Consider the following 19420-nt stretch of genomic DNA (forward strand, 5'->3'; position numbering starts at 1 on the left):
GTCAGGGAATTAAAAGGATTTGTTTGGTGACAATCACTTTGGTGTAGTCTTCATTTGGGACCACCTGGTCGGGAAAGAATTTTGTAAATCCCAGTGGCCCACCTTCGAGGTAGTAAAGTGCGGTAAGCCGCTCTGATTCTGTTTTACGTTGGTTCTGATCCGTAAAAATGGCGAGACTTATTTCCGTCAGTACCAGTAATTGCTTACCGGGTAAAGTAGTGGCATCTGTGATGGGCGCCCTGGTAATATCCCCGGATGCATCTGTAGATACTTCTGTCCAGTAAATAGTGGTTCTGCCTTCATCTGTGACCAGCGCACGGGAACGGGCCAGTCCGAAGGTGTTCACATCACACGCAAATTTAACGAGGTCTAAACCTGCCCCAACCTGATAGGAGTCCATATTGATTATAGTTAATGATGATCATAAAAAAGCGCGGGATATAGGGTCAGCGCTACTTTCAGCTTCACAGGAACGATGATGCACAAGATAAAACGAGCTGACAATAAAAACAAATTACGTTGTCCTATTCTTCCCAGTTTGTTAAATACCGCGCGGTGAAATTTACGCCATTGGTATACATGAATTTTTCAATCACAGTGTCCAGATATCCCACATCAAGAGAGCCGTCTGAAGGATTGTAGCGGAGAGAACGGGTATTATTTCCATCTCCTGTATTCAGGTATTTATCAGCAACAGGCAGGTATTTTTTTAACCCGGCTGCGAGAGAAGATAATTCCACAATATTATCCAGGCGGTTGATCGGATTGATGAGTCCATCGAAATCAGAGCCGATGCTCAGGTGATCCCAGGGAGAAGTATCCGGTTGCCAGGCCAGGCCGGTATTACCCACGCGTACCGCATATACGAGATGCAGACACAACAGCATCAGGTGGCGTTCCGCCCTGGAAGGAAGGCTCAGGAAATCAAACAGTCCTTCTGCACCGGGCAGTTGTCCGTCTCTGAACAATTTCTCCCACTCTTCTTTCGCAATGTATTCCGGATCAAAATATTGCGGCCGGCTGCTGTCGATCATCTTTTCCGCTCCAAGGATACGTTGGTCGAGGCTAACGCCGATCAATCCTTTGGAGCCCATGATCTCTATAATTTCTTCATCGAATAGATTGATGGTCCAGGGGTTGCCATAGAGGCCACTGTTGATGGCATCGTTGGTTTTACCGATCTTCCTGTTTTCGGATTCCACTATGCATACAAATGTGCCGTTTTCCATACCGGTGTTGGACCTGAATTGTTTTTTTGCGAGATAATTACTCAACGAGGTAAACGTAAAACCGGTATGAGAAGTGATGATGGGTAACCTGCTCACAGTCGGTATTTCATTGATGAGCGATTCACGGTAGCGGTAGTAATGAAAGCGCGTATACACACTCATATGTTTAATGTCGATGAGAACTGGCCGTGTAGCATGTGTTAAAGCCTGGCGGATTACTTTTTTGCCCAGCTGTGTTAGTCCCAGCCCTGCTTTGGGCATAAAGTCTTCGCTGCTGAAGGCAATCTGTGCCTGTTTGTTCAGTCCCTGTGCAAATCCTCCCAGTGATTGTTCCGGAATATAACTCAGGTGACAAAGGTTGATGCTGATATAATCCAGTTCGCTATTGTCCTGGATCTCTTTCAGGTTAAGTTCCGGTGTTCTGGAAAGTGCAGCGCCACGGATGGGCACATCGGATAAATTATGTCCGCCTTCTATCGAAAAAATGAGGTAACGTGTTTCGTTATCATTTTTCAGGGTATCAATAATTTGCTGGCGGCTTTGATTCAGCCAGTCTTTCCGGCCGGTATACCTGATATGATAGGGTGCGGCAGCCAGGAAATTTTTATTGTCGAGATATAGTTTTACCTGTTGCTTAAACTCCGCATAGTAGTTGGTCTGGCCATCGCGGGTTTTATTGACAATATCCTGGTTCAGCGGCAGTATTCCGGAGAAATCGATGCCCAGTACATGCAGGATGCGGCGGGCAAAAGCATGTTCGAGACTGATAATGGAAGTGACGCCGAGAAACAGCTGACTGTCTTTTACCTGGTTGGGCGATGCCTGGCTGTTAAACGGGCCGCCAAAGAGATCGTTCAGTAAACTGGCCACGCCGCTTGTTTTTATCTGTTCATTGATAGGTGTACCATTGCTGAGATAATGTTTGAACAGCAGGTGAAAATGGAAATCGAAGATCTTGTTTGCCATGGGGTCAATTATTTTGCAGCATTTTCGATGATAGACTGGACGGTATTAAATCGTTGGAGCAGATCCGGGTAAGTGGTGGTGGTGGCGCTTTCATAGGCGCTTACACTCGTTCCGAAAGTGGCGCTTTCCAGTGCGCGTGCGCTGTCCGATAATTGCGTAGCCGGCGCTGCGAGCGATTCCTGGTTGCCTCTTTTGGTGCCGAAGATGGCGTCATGTAATTTGTTCCAGTATGTTTTTACGATTTCGGCATATCCTTGCAGGGAGTTTAAAAAAGCGCTCTCATTCCACCCGTCGTAGGGGTTCTTTAATTTGTTGGCTGCTTTGGGCGGGGTATTTAATAATTTTTCTGCATTGAGAATACCGCTGCCAAATCCTTTCCGGGGTAGCTGATCGCTTTTGCGTGCGGAGTCTTTCAGTGCTTGTCTGAATGCTTCTACTCTTTTCCAGCCGGCATATTCCGGGGCTTTGAGGATGTCCTGGTATTTGGCCAGCCAATAGGCGGCTGCAGCGGCCACGTGTGGGGTGGCATAGCTGGTACCATCGCCATAGGCAAATCCTTCGGGGTGGTCGCTGGTTTCCTGCCAGATGGGGACCAGTACGTCTTCACCGGGAGCGGTAATATCTACGGTATCGCCACGGGAGGAACCGGTCCATTCACGGTCGAGCGGATTAGAGGCTGCTACGGCAATAGTGCCCGGAAATACGGCGGGAGCAACAACGGCCTGCACGCTGTTGCCGGCGGCGCAACACCAGATCACACCGCTTTCATAGGCTTGTCTGGCGAGTTTGGCGGTAGTTAAGGTGGGCGGAATACCCATGCTCATGGTAATGATATCAAAGCCCTGGGCAATCGCCGCATCCAGTGCGGCTGCCAATTGTTGCTGGCGGTTGATGATCACCACCGTTTCGGCTATACGAAACGGAACCAGTTTATAATTGTCGGGTGTGAGTAGTCCACAATTGCCATTACCGGCTGCCGGGGAATACTGATGGCCAATAAGGAGGCTACCCGTGCGGGTGCCGTGACCGGGTTGCTTGCCAAAGGCAACCGTACGGAGGTCGATGGCTACGTCGGTATTGTCGAGGAAGTTGTAGTCATTGTCGGTATCAAAAGAGTCAATGACTTTGGAGTGATCGGTGAAGCCGGTATCGAACTGCACTACGCGGATTCCTTTTTCATGGGGAGATACGGGGGCTTTTTCCGGCGTCAGTATTTTATCAAAGCCGGTGGCCAGCCAGTTCCAGCGGCGGTATTCTTCTTCTTTTTTGCCGGATACAAATTTGCTGATGGCGTTTACAGTATAATTTTTCAGGAAGAGATCTTCATTCGGAGTACCATATCCATCATCAAACAGGAACCCGGATTCCGTAGGCCCGCCGCCTTTCCTGAGCACATTGGCCGTGTCTGCATTGAGATACAAAGGCAGGTCGGCTTCTGCATAAAAAATGCCTGGTATTTTGGCCAGTTCCCGTGCTTCTTCGTGGGCATTGCCACTGAAGTTGACGGTAAAGGTAAAGAGCGCTTCTTTATCGGGTGTTGCGGTGGCCGGCGTGAGTAGCGATAGCTTTACACCCGGTGGATATTTCAGGGACAATACGGCCTCTATCTGCGCTACTGTAGCCGGTTTATTCATGGCTGCAATAATAAAGGGTGTGAGGCTGCTGATCGCATTTGTAGCAGGAGTATCCATGGTGTTTTCTTTGGGAGATGAAGGAATAATGGGCAGGTTCACCGCATCATTTTTATTGGCGGCTGTTACTACCTGGTTAATGCCTTGCCGGATCACGGTTTGATCCGCCAGCGCCTGTTGCAGTTGTGGTGCAATGATATCTGTATCTCTGAGTAGGGCGCTACGGCCATTTTCCATTTCGGCCGACAGAGAGGCTTCGCGTATGGCGCTCACTATTACACTTACTTTAATGCCTTCGTTACCGATCCAGTCGATCTGATCATCCGGTGTATCGGGAGTTGCCAGTTGTCCGTCTCTTGTGAGCACACGGTTTTGGTCGTCTGTACGGGAAAGACCGCTATGATGCAGGGCGATCACTTCACAGGTGCCGAGACCGAAAACCGGGGAGCCGCTGCTGCCGGGCAGTGTATCCGATTCATACACCAGCCGGGTACCAGTTTCAGAGAAGAAATGAATATCTTTCATCACTACTTTTTTGGGTAACCCATTCGGGTGTTGTACAATCACGCAGGCTTCTCCCTTGATGATTTTACCCAGGTTGCCATCCAGCCGGATCGGGGGAAACTGGGATAGCGCTTCTCCGAAATTGCCGGTGGTATTGACACCTATCAGGGTAAAGTCCAGACCTGTATTCAGCGCGGTTTTACTGACTTCCAGGCTGGATGTAAGAAAGAACTTACGGGCGTCCAGCTTAAAGGCAGCGCTTCTTTTCAAGGCTTTGGTGTTGGGATCGACTTCATAATTGAACTCCGCCATCATATCTTCCGCGTCAGCGGCAGATTCAATAACATGGTGATTGGTGAGCAGGATATCCGGGGTAACGAGGAAGCCGGTGCCGATTGGCGCCCCTCCTTTCAGGATACGGCATACTGCCCTCGACATCTCCGAGAGCCGGTCGAGTACGTATTTATCCTGGAAATCGGCAGTGCCGGTAATGCGCTCCAGCGCAGTGGCTACTACGGGTGTGTTTTCACGTGCTACGCGGTATTGCACGCGGGTGGCGTTATCTTCCAGTTGTACTAAAGGTTGATTGGCATTCCGTAAGGCATTCAACTTTCTTTCAGCTGCTTCAAAGTCGGACCGGCGGTTACCAAAACGATTAGCTACTTCCTGGATTACTTTCCAATGAGGTATCATTTCGAGGTTAATTATCTGGGGTAATTGGGGTACTATCTTCTGTAAAGAAAATTAGGAAAAAAAAAGGAGATTTGAAATATTTATATTTAGTACATGTTTAAGAGTAGTCTTTGGCTTATGCCGCTTTTGTTGCTGATATTATGCTGCAGGGAGCCCTTGCGTACTCCTGTTGCTGAACAATCCCCATCAGCAGACAAGTTTGCTGTCAGTATTTCCGGAAAGGCAGCCCCCATTGATATAATTCCCCTGATTAAATTGTTGGGTAAATCAGATACAAGCAGTTTCGTAAAAGATTCTTTTCAGTTGGATAATATCTGTGTTGTCTCCTTAACAGGAAATAATAACCTGAGTTATGTTTTTATACACGAGCAGAGATGGCAACTATTGGATAGTGTGGATGACTGGCTGGATTTCCGGCTGGAAGATGCCAATGGAGATCATATACCGGATGTCATGGCGAGTGGACATCCTGACATACACGGCATGGGGAGTAGTTATATCTATCTGCATCATGCAGATAGTTTTGTGCGTGTATCTATGCCAGGGCGTGTTTGTGCGGCTAAGTATGATAGCGCCAGTCAGGTATTACGCAGCTATTATGTATCCGGTGCGCGTGGTGTTCACAATAAGGAAGAATATCGCTGGAAAGATGATCATTTATTTTTGTTCAGAGGTGTTGAAATGGATATGACGAGAGAAACGGAGATTATTACTACATGGTATCATGCCGTAGGGAATACCATTGTAAATGACAGGAGGCGAAGAGATGGTGAATCATACGATACTGCTTTCTGGCCACTATACAATCCTTAGTCAGCCCCCTCTCACTGTAATTTTTCCCATGCCCCTGATGCACCAGCATCAGCGTCACGCAATTGACGTAATTCATGGTGAAAAAATAATAAATGAATTACAGTTGTATTTCAAATAAACTGGAAGTGCCTCCTTTGTAGTGAGCGGGCAGATCTTCGCTATCAACGGTAGCTACCACACCCAGGTAATTAAAGCCGCAACTGATGTAGTAATTATTCAGTTTATCATTACCACTGCCGGTATCCATCCTGATATATGCTTTACCGTTAGCGGCTGCATATTCCTTTGCCCAGCGCACTATATCATTTACGTAACCTTTACCGCGAAAGTTAGGGTGCGTTGAAATCCGGTGGATGTAAATGGCAGGATCATTGTCTTTTTCTTTCCAGATAAAAGGGTCCTGGAAAGTGATAGAAAATACACAGGCCATCTGGTCATCTTCCATTATTTTCCAGCATCTTTTTTCCCGGATGTCGGTAGCAATCAGTTCCCGGTCAAAGCCCTGCCAGTGCTTTTTAGCTACTATCTTTTGAAGTTCGGTGCCTGCGTCATACAGGCTGAAAATAACATCGATATCTTCCGGGTTGCTATGAATAATGTACCTCATAGCTACAAAATTGAAACATAAAGCGCAAATAAAACAGATTCAGTTTTGTTTATTTTTACCATATCAGATGGCTTATTGTGCTTATCAGTGAGGTGTATGCTAATTATATCTATCTTTATAAAGTAACTAAGATTCTCAGATGAAACTAACGATATCCGGTTATTCTACAGCATTGTTTTCCACCTGGTACTTCCTGGAAGAACTGGGTATTTTAATGGATGCCGGCGATGGACTAACCGCAGCGCTTTTACAGAAAAGCAGGAAGATCAGTCATGTATTTATTTCACATGCCGACAGGGATCATCTCACGGGGTTATTGCAACTGAATCAGCTGAATGCCCGCGAAGGATTGCCGGTCATTTGTTATCCGAGAGACAGCAAATCTTTTCCGGCCATGGAGGAATTTTCAAAAAGATTTGATCCGCATATTCGCGGTACGCAGTGGCAGGCCGTAGGACCGGAAGAGGAGATATGGGTGAAAGATGATGTGGTAGTGGTGCCGGTGCGGAATGAGCATGTTACTACGGAGCCGCACATTATCCGGAGCCTGAGTTATAAAGTGATGCAGGTAAAACAGAAGGTGAAGCCGGAAATTGCAGCGCTTCCGCCAGAAGAAATCCGACAGATCATCCTCGAAAGAGGAAAAGAAAGTACCACTATGGAAGTAAGAACCAACCTGGTGGGGTATTCCGGTGATACGCCGGTGCAAGACCTGGCGCGTTGGGATCAGTCGGGAGTGCTGATCCATGAGGCTACTTTTTTAGCCAGCGAGGGAGATGTGAAACTTGTTGCGCACAAGAATAAACACAGTAAGCTGGAAGAAGTGATGGATATGGTAAGCCATATCCGTGTGGAGCAGCTGGTGCTGGGGCATTTCTCTTCCCGCTATAGTGCGGAGCAGATTGACCGGAGCATTAAAGATCTCTGTGAAAAATATGCGATCAATATCCCGGTGTTCCGGTTATTACCCGGACTAACGGTAAGGGATATACTTTCTACTACACCTGTTAATCAGTAAAAAGGACCGGCAAATATGCCGGTCCTTTTTTATTTGTACTATTACCAACCTTCGTTCTGTTTCATCTTCGGGTTTCTCAGTGTTTCATCCGTGTTGATGGGGATGAGGTACATCGCGTTTCGCCAGAGGCGGTCTTCCACTTTAAATTTCTCGTAACGGTAACCACCGGGAGCGCTTTCATCTGCAATGGGGCGCATACCATAAATTACCTTTTCTGTATTTTCTGCTATTTTCCACCGGCGTACATCCCAGAAGCGATGGTTTTCAAAAGCGAGTTCAATTCTTCTTTCGTTGTGGATGCGCTGGCGCATTTCGGCCTGACCTAATCCAGTAGGGAGTTCCGGCTGTCCGGCGCGGGAGCGTATCAGGTTAATATACCTGGCAATATCTGCATTACCGGGATCGTATTCATTCAGGGCTTCTGCATAGTTGAGGTAGCATTCTGCCAGGCGGAAGAGGATGCCATGTACATCTCTGCCCGGAGCCTGGTTGATGGTAATACTTTCGTCTGCCAGTTTGCGGCAGCTGTAGCCGGTTCTGCTATGATCGGTCTGTGTGCTTTGTTCGTCTTTGCCTCTTTCGAAGGTTTCGATCTTACGGCCTTTCCAGGCAGCGCCATTGTAGGAGATATCGGTATAGAAACGTTTGTCGCGGTTTTCATAAGGTTTAGCCGCATTGTAACCCGAGGCAGGATCTGTGATAGCTTTGCCATTGGCCATTTCATAATCATCGACCAGGTTCTGGGTGGGCGAGCAGCCGGACCAGCCGTTGCTGCCGTATGGAAAGAGGTAGCGGTCGTAGGAATCGTTGGTTTCCTTCATTCTCACCCAGATCACTTCTTTACTGAGGAGGGTGTTATTGGTAAACATATTGAGTCGGTCGGCCAGTGTATTTTCAAGTTTATACTCGGCGCCCTGTGTACCCTGGAGATCGATCACCTCTTTGGCAGCAGCGGCGGCTTTACGCCATTTTTCCGGATCAGTAGCACTGGTGCCGGTGCTGATATCACCCTGGTAGCTGGTTTTGCCGGCGATGGCCCAGAGCGGGCTGGCGCTGAACAGGAGCATCCTGGATTTTAAAGCCATACACGTGCCTTTGGTAACCCTGCCCACCTGTGTAGTAGGGTAGATAACGGGGAGACGTTTGATGGCTTCATCACAATCAGCAACGATCTGTGCCACACATTCATCGTAGGTGTTACGTGGCTGATTCAGTGCTACTTCATCTGATTGATCAATAGTTTTGGTGACGATGATAGCGCCGCCGTATTGACGGATCAGTTCTGCGAGATAATAAGCCCGCAGGAAATATACTTCGCCGATGCGGTTTTGTAAGGCACCGGGATTGTTGGCGTCGTCCGGCGTATTGTATTTTGCCACTCCCTCCAGGATGGCATTTGCCTGGCGGATGGCTACGTAGTTATCTCTCCAGGTGTTGCCGATAGGGTTGTTGGCGCCAGACCAGGAGCCGTTGTTAAAGCTCATGGAGCCCATCCAGGAAGAAGCATCTTTAGCTTCATCGGTGCCGGAAGACATAGAGTAGCCACCGAGATAGGTGTAAGCACCGCGCAGGCGGGAGTACAGGTTGCTGACCACCTGGTCGGTCATGGCGAAACTGGTAAAGATATCTTTGTCCTGTTGTTGTGTGGTGGCGGCTCTGTCGAGAAAGCCTTTTTTACAGGAAGCGATGGAACCCAGTAATACGATACCTAACAGCAGTTTCCACCAACCAGACATTTTTCTATAACGAGCGTACATAATTTTGAATTTAAAAAAGTTAACAGCTGTTTACTTAAAACCTAACATCAATTCCGAAGTTCCAGATCCGTTGGATAGGATACATGGCGCCGTTGCCATCGCCTATTTCCGGGTCTACCTGGTAGTCCTTCAGCTTATCCCAGGTAAGCAGGTTCATACCGTTGGCGTATATACGGAAATAGGAAAGTCCTACCGGTTTGATCCATTTTTTGGGTAATTGATAACCTATCTCCGCATTTTTAAGGCGCAGGTAACTGGCGTCTTTCACCCAGAAGGAAGAGGCCCGGTGATTATTGCCGTTGGTGCTGCTGTGCAGGCGTGGATAAGTGGCAGTAGCCGCTGTTTCAGGTGTCCAGCGGCCAAGGTGGAATGGTTTCACTTTTCCGCCCTGGAAGAATTCGTACACGGCTTCATTTTCCAGGCGCAGATCGGTATGTGTAGCGCCCTGGAATAGCAGGGAGATGTCGAAGCCTTTGTAAGCGGCGCCTAAAGTAGCTCCGAACATGATTTCCGGCGTACGTGCGTAACCGATAGCTGTTTCGTCGAAATTAGACTGTATATAATCGTAGGTATCTCCGGTGAGTTTTTTGTATTTGATATCGCCGGGACCATATTGGGAGAAGTTCTGGAACGGGCTGTTTTTTACATCGTTTTCATCTTTAAAGAATCCGTCGGCTACCAGTCCGAATTTGGTGTTAATCGGGTGACCGGTGCGTTTCATCCAGGGATATGCCTGTGGCACTTCATCCTGGAATACAATATTGTTGCGTGCGAAAGTAACATTGGGTTTGATGAAATAGGTTACGTTGCCGATGCGGTTTTCGTGGCTCAGTTCCAGTTCAAAGCCTTTATTGTCTACGATACCGATATTTTGTGCTTTGATATCCTGGCCAAATACATCAGAGAGAGTGCTACGTCTGATGAGGATCTGACTTCTTCTTTGTTTAAAAACATCCAGCGTGATGCCCAGCAAATTTTTCCAGAGGCGGGCTTCCAGTCCGATATTTGCCTGGCGGCCGCGTTCCCAGGTAACGCCGGGGTTGCCAATGGCGCCTTGTTTCCAGCCGTTTGCCTGGCCGGCGTTGGTACCAAAATAGTAGGGATCGCCACCACCCCAGGAGGTAAACCACAGGAAGCGGTCATCTCCTGCCTGGTCATTACCTACTTCACCATAGGAACCTCGTATTTTCAGGAAGCTGAGGAAGGATACATTGTCTTTGATGAAATTTTCTTCCGAGAGTACCCAGCCGGCAGATACCGATGGGAAGAAGCCATAGCGGCTTTCTTTGGGGAAGTTTTCAGATCCCTGGTAAGAGGCGCTCACTTCCAGCAGGTACTTTTGCATATAGTTGTAAGTACCACGGAACAGGAGCGACTGATACGCTTTAGGAATAGAGGCGCCACTTTCGGTAAGGCGGCGGTTCCAGAGCAACATACCGGTAGCTTCGTGTTTTCCGAATTGCCGGTTCCAGTTCATCACTGCTTCGAGATAAGTGCTGCGGTTAGCACCTCCACCGTTGAAGGAGCCGTTTGGATCTATTTTGGTATCCTGGCCGGATTGTTTGTAGCTGGTAATATTTCCCTGTGCATCGTAGAGCGGCTCAAATACGGCGTAATTGCGGCCATAGGTAGCGCTGGGGGTATTGGTGTTGTCGTAGGAGAAAGACGCTTTTGCAGTCAGATTTTTGGTGATGACATCCAGTTTACGGGTGAGTGCAAATGTTCCCTGAACGGTGTTGTTATAAAAGCGGCGGTATCCTTTCTGTGATAATTCCCCGAAGATATTGGACTGAAAGGTACCATTGCCCCACATAGAACCATTGGGGTTAAAGATGGGATAAATAGGCGCCATGCGGTTGGCGAGGTTCATGATATCGCCGGCGCTGTTGTTACCATCGCGGCGATCGGTCATGATACCGGCAATATCTACGCGGGCAGCCAGGGTAGGGGTAATATCCACGTCTACGTTAGCACGGAGGTTATAACGTTTGATGTTGTTATTGCCGTTATAGCCATCTGCATTTTCTTTGGAGTGCGCGTAAATACCATCCTGTACGTTGTATCCGGCAGAAATGAAGTAGCGGGCGATGTTGTTACCGCCGCTGACGTTCAGGTTGCCCTGGGCTACAGAAGAGGGTTTCATCATGAATTTGTAGTAATCGGTATTGGGGAGGGAGCCGTTTTTGTATCCTTCCAGTTGTTTTTGGTTAAATGCGGGTTCTGCTCCGTCGTTTACGAGTGCTTCATTGTAGAGAGTGGCGTAGTCGTAGGAACCCAGGTATTTCGGTAAGCGGGTGGCTTCGGTGATACCGGTAGAGGCGCGGAAGCTCACAGCAGGAGGGCCGGCTTTACCGCGTTTGGTAGTGATGAGGATAGCCCCGTTGGCGCCACGCATCCCGAGTACGGCGGTAGCCGCTGCATCTTTCAGGATGGTGAGGGTTTCGATGTCGTTGGGATCTACATAGTCCATAGGGCGTTCTATACCATCTACCATGATGATCGGAGAAGCGCCGTTGAGGGTGGCAACGCCCCGGATATAAAGGGAGCTGCCATCTACACCTGGTTCACCACTGCGCTGAGTGGTGATGAGGCCGGGAAGGCGGCCTGCCAGCGCGTTGGTGAGGTTAGATACCGGGCTTTGCACCAGTTCTTTGGTATTGATGGAAGCGATGGCGCCGGTAACGGTTGCTTTTTTCTGTTGGCCGTAAGCCACTACTACCACGTCTTTAAGACCGAAGCTGGCAGGTAGCAGGGTTACGTCTGTTTGATTGGATGCCGTTATTTCCACTTCCTTTGTTTCATATCCGATGAAAGAAAAGACAAGGACTTTCTGATTGGCGGGCACCTGCAGGCTGTAGGTACCATCGCTTTGTGTTTGTGTACCTCTGCTGGTGCCTTTTACCTGCACGGAAACGCCTGGTAGTACGGTGTTGGTTTTATTTTCCACCACAGAACCGATGATGGTGCGCATGGGGGCTGAATTGGTGGCGGCGGGCAGCGGATGAATGGTGGTATCGACGTTGGCGCTGAGTTGTTCTGCCGGACGAAAGATGACGATGATGTTATCGGATTGTTTAAAGTTGAGCTGCGTATCCGCCAGCAATAGTTCCAGTGTTTCTTTCACGCTGCGGGTAGCTTTGGAGAGATTCACATTTTTCCATTTATTGATTTGTTCCGGAGGGTAGGCCATCCGGAATCCGGAGAGGGCTTCTACTTTTCCCAGCGCATTTTTCAGCGTTTCATTTTTCAGTGTGAGTGTGATTTTTTTGGTAGACATGTCCTGTGCTTTCCCGGGAGAAGCCCATAGAACGGATGTCAGCATCAGCATACTCAGCGTCATTAAGGTAATGGTTTTCATCATGAGCCGCACATATTGGCTGATAGCGGGCAATAGACGGGTGCTCAGCTGTATTTGTACAGCTAATGAATTTTGCATAACGGGCAAGGATTTAAAAATTTGGAAATAGGTGGCCTTCACCGCAGTTGTGACGGCTATTTGTCAATGTTTTTTAGTGAATTAAATAGTGACTATTACAAGTTTTTAAGCAATTAATTTTGGTTTCATCGGCTTCCTTTTTTTCTATATTGTTTAACGATCTGGTATACTGTTTTTCGCTAAATTGATTTAGCAAAAAGGGCATGAAAAATCCTTCAAGTGAATAATGGTATTCACTTTTATCTCCTGGATGCAATACCGTTTTTTACTGGTTACATCCTTTTCCTCTGATCAGCACATCATGGCCGTTGTCTATTGTGTATGTTGCATTTCTTACCTGGCAAATGACATCCAATACTTCTTTCAGGGACTCTGTTCCTGTGAAAGAGACGCGTATGGGACATTGCTTCAGGGCTTCATTACTAAACTGTATGTTTACCTGGTAACGTCTGTTCAGGTTGGCAGCAATTGTTTCAAAAGTGGCATTTTCAAATGTCATATCAGTGGTGGTCCAGTTTATTTTTGCGCTGGCATTCACTGTTTGCTGAGCGGCGGTCGCATTTGTTGTATTATAAATAATTTGTTGATCAGGCGTTAATACGGCCAGTACTTTCCGGTCGTCTTCCACTTTTACCTTTCCACGTGTAACCGATACCGTTATTTCGTGTACACCCGGATAGGCCTGTATATTAAAAGCGGTACCCAATACGGTGGTCTTCAGCCTGCCCGTGTTAATGATAAAGGGTTTGAGGCTATCGCGCCGGATATCAAAGTAGGCTTCTCCGGAAAGTGTTACCTCCCTGTTGGTACCCGTAAAGGCCTCCGGGAACTGCAGCTGGCTGCCTGCATGGAGGATAACCGTACTGCCATCGGGCAGGGTGATATAGCGGTTAAAACGGGATGCTTCCATCGCGTAGCCGTTGGTTTGCCTGTTGTCGTGTAACAGGTAATAGCCTGCACCGATAGTGGCGACTACACCGATCCAGATGGCAGCATAGCGGAGCACCTTTTTCCACAGCGGTGTTTTTACCACCTGCATGGCAGCCGGCTGTCCCATACGCGATTTTAGTTCCTGCAGTTTTTGCCGGGTGAGCAATTGTGCCGCATCACTTTCCGGATCGATCACCTGATCCGGGAGTTGCCGGCCAAGCGCCGCATACCAGGCTTCCAGCGCTGCCAGTTCTGTTGCAGTACAGGTGCCCTGACTATATTTTTTTAATAAGTGATACAAGTTTTGATCATCCATAACTGCGATAACGTGGCTAGCTATTATTAAAAACACCAAATTAATCCGTTACCGTTATCTCCCCGGAAATTTTTTTTACAAGAGAACAGGGTTATACAAACCGCTAAAGAAAAAGTGAATTATTATTTAGATTTGATAAAATTTATTCCAATCGGACCAAACACGGAAAATACGGATTCGGCGCTGCTCAGTTTATGGCGGAATGGAGATGAAAGGGCATTTGAGATGATCTACTCCCGTCATTTTATCCGCCTGCTTAACCTGGCCTATAAAAAAACGGGTCATATGGAAGCATCGCAGGAACTGGTGCAGGATGTTTTTTTATCCCTTCACCGGCAGCTGCCCACGTTGCAGGAACACACCGTTCTGGAAAATTACCTCTTCATTGCCACCCGTAACCGCATTTTTAATTATCACCGGCAATTATTATTGCAATTGAAAAAGGAAGCGATGCTCCGGAATCATTTGCCTGTTGAATCCGGCGACAGCCAGGAAACGCTGGAACTAAAGGAACTGGAAACCAGGCTCCGTGCAAAGATCCAGGAACTTCCCCAGCAATGCCGTACAGTGTTCCTCCTGAGCCGCGATGAACAACTCTCCAATAAGGAAGTAGCAGAGCGGTTGCATATTTCCGTGAATACGGTAGAGCAACATATGCGCAAGGCACTCCGCATTCTCAGGGCTTCTTTCAATGATGAATTGTCCCTGATGTTATTACTCCTGCTACTGAAACACGCCACTCTCTGAAATTTTTTTTTGAAGTATTTGTTTTTGTGAATATTTATTTCCTACATTTGCATCCCGCTACACAGAAGTCGGAGACGGGGCGTAGCGTAGCCCGGTATCGCGCCTGCTTTGGGAGCAGGAGGTCGCAGGTTCGAATCCTGCCGCCCCGACTTAGAAAGAAGCCTTGCAGTTTTACTGCGAGGTTTTTTTTTGACCTTTTGTTACTTAGCAAGAATTCAATTGTTTATATACACGTGCCGCCTTAAACGAGCAGCATTTATGTTGACGCTTACAGAAGTACTGCTGGAAGGTGAACAGAAAGAGAAGGGAGCTGATTATACTAAAAGAGCCGTAGCATACATACCATTTGTAAACGGTCAATCTGAACAAATTCGCTTAAAAAACGCTTTCGAAAAACTAATCACCGAAAATTTCGTATAGTCGCCTGACTTGTTGAATTTATCAGAGAAATCAGTGAATTAGAATTATTGGTAAAACTGTTTGAGTCTACCGAGTAACATTTTCGCAAGCGCAGAAAAAGCCATCCAGGCAGGAGAAAGCTATTTGAATTTAGTTAGAGTAAGCGTCTTTTTCCTTTGTTCTTTAGCTACGGTCCAAAACGTATTTAAAGCTGTATTATCCTCCATCATTCGTTTGAGCCTTTCCATTGGAGGCTTGGAAAGCCAGATTTTAAGCTGTAATTGTTTTATATGAGCCGGTGTGTCTGTCATATTTCAAGAAGGTTGAAAGTGTTTATTTTTAGCTTGTCAATCCATGTTTTAATGTAGTCCCAATCTAAATTATCGAGCGAAGCCAGATTTTTGATATCCTCCATTTGTATCGGAGATTGAGAAGTCTGAATCCATATAAGTTTAGAAATAAGCAGATCTTCAACTGAAACTACATAGACAACTTGACCATAAAAATCTATTTGTACTCTTCTGCTGAATTCCATTTGCCTGAATGGATCAGACTTCAAAACAACAAAGTCTGCTTTAAAACCTGATGCATGATCAATAATGTTAAACATGCTTCGGCGATTTATGGCGTCTTGTATGGCATCTTTGTCACAATAATACCCATCTTCAAAATTTGCAATAAATCGATCAATATCTTTTGACTCAAGATGTATGATAAAATCAAAATCTCGTGTTGCTCTAGGTACAATATATAAACTCATTGCCACGCTGCCTGAAAGCATATATGGAATATTGAGTTTATGTAGTATTGCTATTATTTTTTCGAAAAAAGAGACCATATATAATTACAAGTTAGGGATACTCTGTGTGCGAAGCAAATTTTAAAACTAAATAAATGATTTTTATTAATTTATGATATGGTAATTTTCGAAATATCTATATTTCGATTAGGTCGGCAATAAAGAAGTTCGAAATGTGTCCTGCCGCCCCGACTTGACAGGACAAATGAGATTTATGCTCGTTTATCCTGTTTTTATTTAAGGGAAAATCCGGATCAAGTTGAAAAGTTGGGGGATGGTGTAATTTTTAAGCATAAAGTTTAGTTAATCTGTAGAGAAAAAATTCTATATCACGTACACCTCTTAGAGCATTCCTGAAGGATTTTATTTTTAGCATTAAAAGATTCTGCAGCAACATTTGTCACCCTGTTATTGAAGAAGTGGAGAATTTATTCTTGTAAAGGTGTTATCAATTCTTTTCTTTGTAAAAATACCAGGAAGTACTTTATGAAAAAGGCCGTGTCAACCCGATTAATGATTTTGCAAAAAAGCATTTGAACTCATTTATGTCAAAGGTTATCTGACAACGAGTATAGACGACATTATTGCCATAACTCAAGTAACAAAAGGCGCATTTTACTATCATTTTAAAATAAAAGATGAAATGGGCCTTGCTATCATCAACGAAATCCTGAAACCCACACTCACCAGCAGTTTTATTAAACCGTTACAAAGCGTTACAAAATTCATTAAGCGCAATTTATAATCTGATATTTTAAAGTTGAATTGTCCATTTCCACTATTTTTTAGCCCTCTGCTTTTGCTTCATAAAATTCACAAAAAATGAAATTTTCATTAGCATTAAAGGGATATATCCCCTTTAATGATTCGAAAAGGAAAAGGCACAGTAACATGACAGGAGTTGTTGAAAATTAAGGAAAGTCTTACTGTTAAGACGGCAGGTTTTTTTACGCGGCGGGTAATTTTGTAAAGACCTGATTTATAAGAATAACCAGCCACGCTATTGCTGGGCTAATCTTTTTCCTGATTTATCTGTACACGCTGGTGAAAAGAACCGGCAGGGTTGCGCTGCCGGTTCTTCAGTATACTAGAGCGCCGCAGGTACCTTGTCAGCTTTCGAATGACTGGCAGCTACATAGGTAGCCATTTTAGGTATCATATGGCTTAGGCATACACCTATGTTAAATGCTGCAGTAAAGTTCTGTGCAGTTGTTTTTACATTACCCTTTCCATCTTTTCCATTTACATCATCAGCAAAATGCCCTTCCCTATCCGTAATACCGGACATGAAAATAAAAGGTGCTTCACATAGCAGCCGTATTACGCCATGCGTGGTTTCCACCGAGCCTACAGGCTTCTTGTTACCGGTGTTAGCCAATACCTGCAGGCCGGCCTGATCAGAGGTGGCATAATCCGCATAGTTTGTGATATTCACGACGCTTACGCCAATATAGTCTTTGTCATTCATCACCTCAATATTAGGAGATGGATTCAGGTAAGGCTTTAATAAACCAGACTCTATTGCGCCGACTGTTGCTGCATCGAGGAGTTTGAAAAAGTCAGCCGAAATAGCAGATGGCAGCACTTTCTCAAAATGAGCCGGATCATCCCATTTACTTTGCGCGTTTTCGCCGTTAGGATGGAAATTATGGATAAAGATGTTGCTGCCCAGGGTGACACAGCCATTGTTATTGCTGTTATTCAATCCCAGTGCCGCAGTTCCCATAGCCACCACCAGGTCAGGCTGTTCCTTGCGATAGGCCAGCACCTTCGGAAGGCAGGCATGTTTGCCTTCTGAGCTGGATGGGTTCCACTGCGGATCCATAATGTCCTGTATACACCATAGTTCTACCGTAACGTGGGAAAAATTATCCCACACTGCCCTTGGTTTTGCAGTTCCCTGAGGAAAGGTCCAGGGATAGTTTAATTGGCCTGGATTAGGCAACGTTTGCGGACGAATGGTGTTATTCAACAGCGCATTCAATATGGGTTCTACTTCCCATGATTTGTTACCGATTAATACAATACGTTTCATAATGTGAGACTTGAGGGGGATGAATAATGGTTTTTTGAGTAATAGGATTATTGATAACGGCAATTTGCAGGTTAATAACGCAGGGCAGCAACAAAAGGTTTAAAACGGGAGAAATATGAGCATTGCCAAATATATAAGGATTCCTTATCAAATTAGTGCTGAATAAAATATTGAGATGATGAGGGGCCTTAAATATTTTTGAATATAAATATTCAGCTTTTTTTCCAAACGATCCTCTTTTTTCTTCTTGCCGGAATCCCTTTCAGATCTGCAATCCCGGAAAAAGCTTCCTTTGTTTTTGTGAATTGAAATGCCTGATTTTTTCAGCGCATAAATAACCTGTATAACGATGATATGCTGTTCACCGGATGTTACCCCGTCGCTATGATAAAATAATCACCTCCCGGTATCGGTTAATCCGGTTTGCTATGTTTATTTGGAATAATGAAAAAAAATACTAACTTCCTATTCCATATATCTAAATATAGCTGTTGTAACGCTTTATATACCTCAAAATAGATTTTATACCTCAATAACCATTTTCACTTTTAAAAATTAATACACTTATGGAACCTCAAGTAAAATCAGCAGCAATTTCCATTTCTGAAGCCATCTCTATATGCGGATGCGTCGCTATAGCAGTTGGTATTAACAAAAAAGCATCAAAGAACGGAGTAGACCCCGATCCCAATCCTTCCCTGGATGCGTATAAGGATATATGCGCAGACCCTACCTATGCCCTGTTATTAAATCCGGCATTTCTCAAGAGATTCAGGATACTATATAATATACAGATGCCAGAGAAAAGCAACTTTGTAAATGTCTGGTCTTATTTTGGTTTTATCGCACAGAATAAGATGACTAAAGATTATGTGATAGCCATCAGAGGTACGCAAAATCTTTTTGAAACCTTCGCAGATGAAGATATTATTCCAACGCTATTCAGGGAGTATAATAACGAGGCCCGTGTACCACAAGGCTTTTATAAACTTTTTGAAGCAGGCCGGATTGTATCCTTACCTGAAGATACAGACCCCATCACTCCTGTTTCGTTAAGCAAACTTGCCACCGATCCGGGTAAATATATGAACGGAGCGGGCCATCAACGGATAACAGTAACCGGGCATAGTCTGGGTGCTGCCGTGGCTACTTTCTTTGCTGCAGCTGCTACTGTTAAACTAGGGACGAAGTTTAATCTTAGCCTCTGTACTTTTGCGTCGCCTAAGACAGGCAACGAAGCATTTACCTCTCTCGCCAGCAGTACGATCGCCGAATGTCTGCGCATCTATAATGCAGAAGATACAGTTCCTGATCTTCCGGTATGGAAGGAAGCTAACAGCAACCTCTATACACATGTCACCGGAGGTTTCAAAATTGATTCAACAGGTGATCCAAATGTAAACCATGAAGGAGCAGGATGTGCACATCAACTTCCCGTTTACCTGTATCTGCTGGAGAAACTGGATGGCAACGATAACCCCGATATCATCAGCTCCGGAGATGACGCAAGATGCAGAGTCTCGTAATAAAAAAATAAGAC

The 19420-nt window shown here is 45.8% G+C and carries 13 protein-coding genes, 1 tRNA gene and 1 pseudogene; 6 read left to right on the forward strand and 9 right to left on the reverse strand.

The window, feature by feature from the left end; genetic code table 11:
• Window position 1 precedes the first annotated feature (1 nt).
• The 3 genes from BMW79_RS06690 to BMW79_RS06700 all read right to left on the reverse strand — a co-directional run bounded on the left by BMW79_RS06690 (window position 2) and on the right by BMW79_RS06700 (window position 5023).
• Window positions 2–400, reverse strand: coding sequence for a hypothetical protein (locus BMW79_RS06690; protein WP_089892217.1), 399 nt, complete (start codon window positions 398–400; stop codon window positions 2–4).
• 124 nt (window positions 401–524) lie between these two features.
• Window positions 525–2195: an amidohydrolase family protein gene (locus BMW79_RS06695; RefSeq protein WP_089892220.1), complete on the reverse strand. Its 1671-nt coding sequence runs from the start codon at window positions 2193–2195 to the stop codon at window positions 525–527.
• Between the two features lie 8 nt (window positions 2196–2203).
• Window positions 2204–5023, reverse strand: coding sequence for a S8 family serine peptidase (locus tag BMW79_RS06700; RefSeq protein ID WP_089892222.1), 2820 nt, complete (start codon window positions 5021–5023; stop codon window positions 2204–2206).
• Between the two features lie 303 nt (window positions 5024–5326).
• Between BMW79_RS06700 and BMW79_RS06705 the strand changes: the two genes are divergently transcribed.
• The gene (locus BMW79_RS06705) at window positions 5327–5836 is read left to right on the forward strand and encodes a hypothetical protein (RefSeq protein WP_143059095.1); all 510 of its coding nucleotides are present in this window, start codon (window positions 5327–5329) and stop codon (window positions 5834–5836) included.
• 97 nt (window positions 5837–5933) lie between these two features.
• Here the strand turns inward: BMW79_RS06705 and BMW79_RS06710 are convergent, their stop codons facing one another.
• A complete protein-coding gene (locus BMW79_RS06710) occupies window positions 5934–6443 on the reverse strand; it encodes a GNAT family N-acetyltransferase (RefSeq protein WP_089892228.1) in 510 nt (169 codons plus the stop codon).
• 139 nt (window positions 6444–6582) lie between these two features.
• On the opposite strand from BMW79_RS06710, the gene BMW79_RS06715 reads away from it, so the two are divergent.
• Window positions 6583–7461 (forward strand): MBL fold metallo-hydrolase, encoded by an 879-nt coding sequence (locus BMW79_RS06715; RefSeq protein WP_089892231.1) that lies wholly within the window; start codon window positions 6583–6585, stop codon window positions 7459–7461.
• A 41-nt stretch (window positions 7462–7502) separates the two neighbouring features.
• On the opposite strand, the gene BMW79_RS06720 is transcribed toward BMW79_RS06715, so the two are convergent.
• The 3 genes from BMW79_RS06720 to BMW79_RS06730 all read right to left on the reverse strand — a co-directional run bounded on the left by BMW79_RS06720 (window position 7503) and on the right by BMW79_RS06730 (window position 13885).
• Window positions 7503–9218 carry a RagB/SusD family nutrient uptake outer membrane protein gene (locus BMW79_RS06720; protein ID WP_089892234.1) on the reverse strand — a complete coding sequence of 572 codons (1716 nt, stop codon included), beginning with the start codon at window positions 9216–9218 and terminating at the stop codon, window positions 7503–7505.
• 34 nt (window positions 9219–9252) lie between these two features.
• Complete coding sequence (locus BMW79_RS06725) at window positions 9253–12654, reverse strand: TonB-dependent receptor (protein WP_089892237.1); 3402 nt, start codon at window positions 12652–12654, stop codon at window positions 9253–9255.
• Between the two features lie 265 nt (window positions 12655–12919).
• Complete coding sequence (locus BMW79_RS06730; RefSeq protein WP_177192063.1) at window positions 12920–13885, reverse strand: FecR family protein; 966 nt, start codon at window positions 13883–13885, stop codon at window positions 12920–12922.
• A gap of 147 nt (window positions 13886–14032) precedes the next feature.
• On the opposite strand from BMW79_RS06730, the gene BMW79_RS06735 reads away from it, so the two are divergent.
• Window positions 14033–14647, forward strand: a complete 615-nt coding sequence (locus BMW79_RS06735; RefSeq protein WP_177192064.1) for an RNA polymerase sigma-70 factor — start codon at window positions 14033–14035, stop codon at window positions 14645–14647.
• A gap of 75 nt (window positions 14648–14722) precedes the next feature.
• Window positions 14723–14796: transfer RNA gene (locus tag BMW79_RS06740), tRNA-Pro, on the forward strand.
• A 557-nt stretch (window positions 14797–15353) separates the two neighbouring features.
• Here the strand turns inward: BMW79_RS06740 and BMW79_RS06745 are convergent.
• Complete coding sequence (locus BMW79_RS06745) at window positions 15354–15884, reverse strand: DUF6036 family nucleotidyltransferase (RefSeq protein ID WP_089892246.1); 531 nt, start codon at window positions 15882–15884, stop codon at window positions 15354–15356.
• Window positions 15885–16383: 499 nt separating this feature from the next.
• Between BMW79_RS06745 and BMW79_RS34375 the strand changes: the two are divergent.
• Window positions 16384–16590: pseudogene (locus BMW79_RS34375) on the forward strand (TetR/AcrR family transcriptional regulator); the annotation flags it as partial.
• Between the two features lie 342 nt (window positions 16591–16932).
• Here the strand turns inward: BMW79_RS34375 and BMW79_RS06760 are convergent.
• A complete protein-coding gene (locus tag BMW79_RS06760; RefSeq protein ID WP_089892249.1) occupies window positions 16933–17880 on the reverse strand; it encodes a hypothetical protein in 948 nt (315 codons plus the stop codon).
• A 566-nt stretch (window positions 17881–18446) separates the two neighbouring features.
• Between BMW79_RS06760 and BMW79_RS06765 the strand changes: the two genes are divergently transcribed.
• A complete protein-coding gene (locus BMW79_RS06765; RefSeq protein ID WP_089892252.1) occupies window positions 18447–19406 on the forward strand; it encodes a lipase family protein in 960 nt (319 codons plus the stop codon).
• The last annotated feature ends 14 nt before the right edge of the window (window positions 19407–19420 follow it).

This window comes from Chitinophaga arvensicola (assembly GCF_900110835.1).
Taxonomy (GTDB): Bacteria; Bacteroidota; Bacteroidia; order Chitinophagales; family Chitinophagaceae; genus Chitinophaga; species Chitinophaga arvensicola.

Coding starts and splice junctions, on each gene's coding strand:
- BMW79_RS06690 (WP_089892217.1), bottom strand. CDS start 400: ATGGACTCCTATCAGGTTGGGGCAGGTTTAGACCTCGTTAAATTTGCG.
- BMW79_RS06695 (WP_089892220.1), bottom strand. CDS start 2,195: ATGGCAAACAAGATCTTCGATTTCCATTTTCACCTGCTGTTCAAACAT.
- BMW79_RS06700 (WP_089892222.1), bottom strand. CDS start 5,023: ATGATACCTCATTGGAAAGTAATCCAGGAAGTAGCTAATCGTTTTGGT.
- BMW79_RS06710 (WP_089892228.1), bottom strand. CDS start 6,443: ATGAGGTACATTATTCATAGCAACCCGGAAGATATCGATGTTATTTTC.
- BMW79_RS06715 (WP_089892231.1), top strand. CDS start 6,583: ATGAAACTAACGATATCCGGTTATTCTACAGCATTGTTTTCCACCTGG.
- BMW79_RS06720 (WP_089892234.1), bottom strand. CDS start 9,218: ATGTACGCTCGTTATAGAAAAATGTCTGGTTGGTGGAAACTGCTGTTA.
- BMW79_RS06725 (WP_089892237.1), bottom strand. CDS start 12,654: ATGCAAAATTCATTAGCTGTACAAATACAGCTGAGCACCCGTCTATTG.
- BMW79_RS06745 (WP_089892246.1), bottom strand. CDS start 15,884: ATGGTCTCTTTTTTCGAAAAAATAATAGCAATACTACATAAACTCAAT.
- BMW79_RS06760 (WP_089892249.1), bottom strand. CDS start 17,880: ATGAAACGTATTGTATTAATCGGTAACAAATCATGGGAAGTAGAACCC.
- BMW79_RS06765 (WP_089892252.1), top strand. CDS start 18,447: ATGGAACCTCAAGTAAAATCAGCAGCAATTTCCATTTCTGAAGCCATC.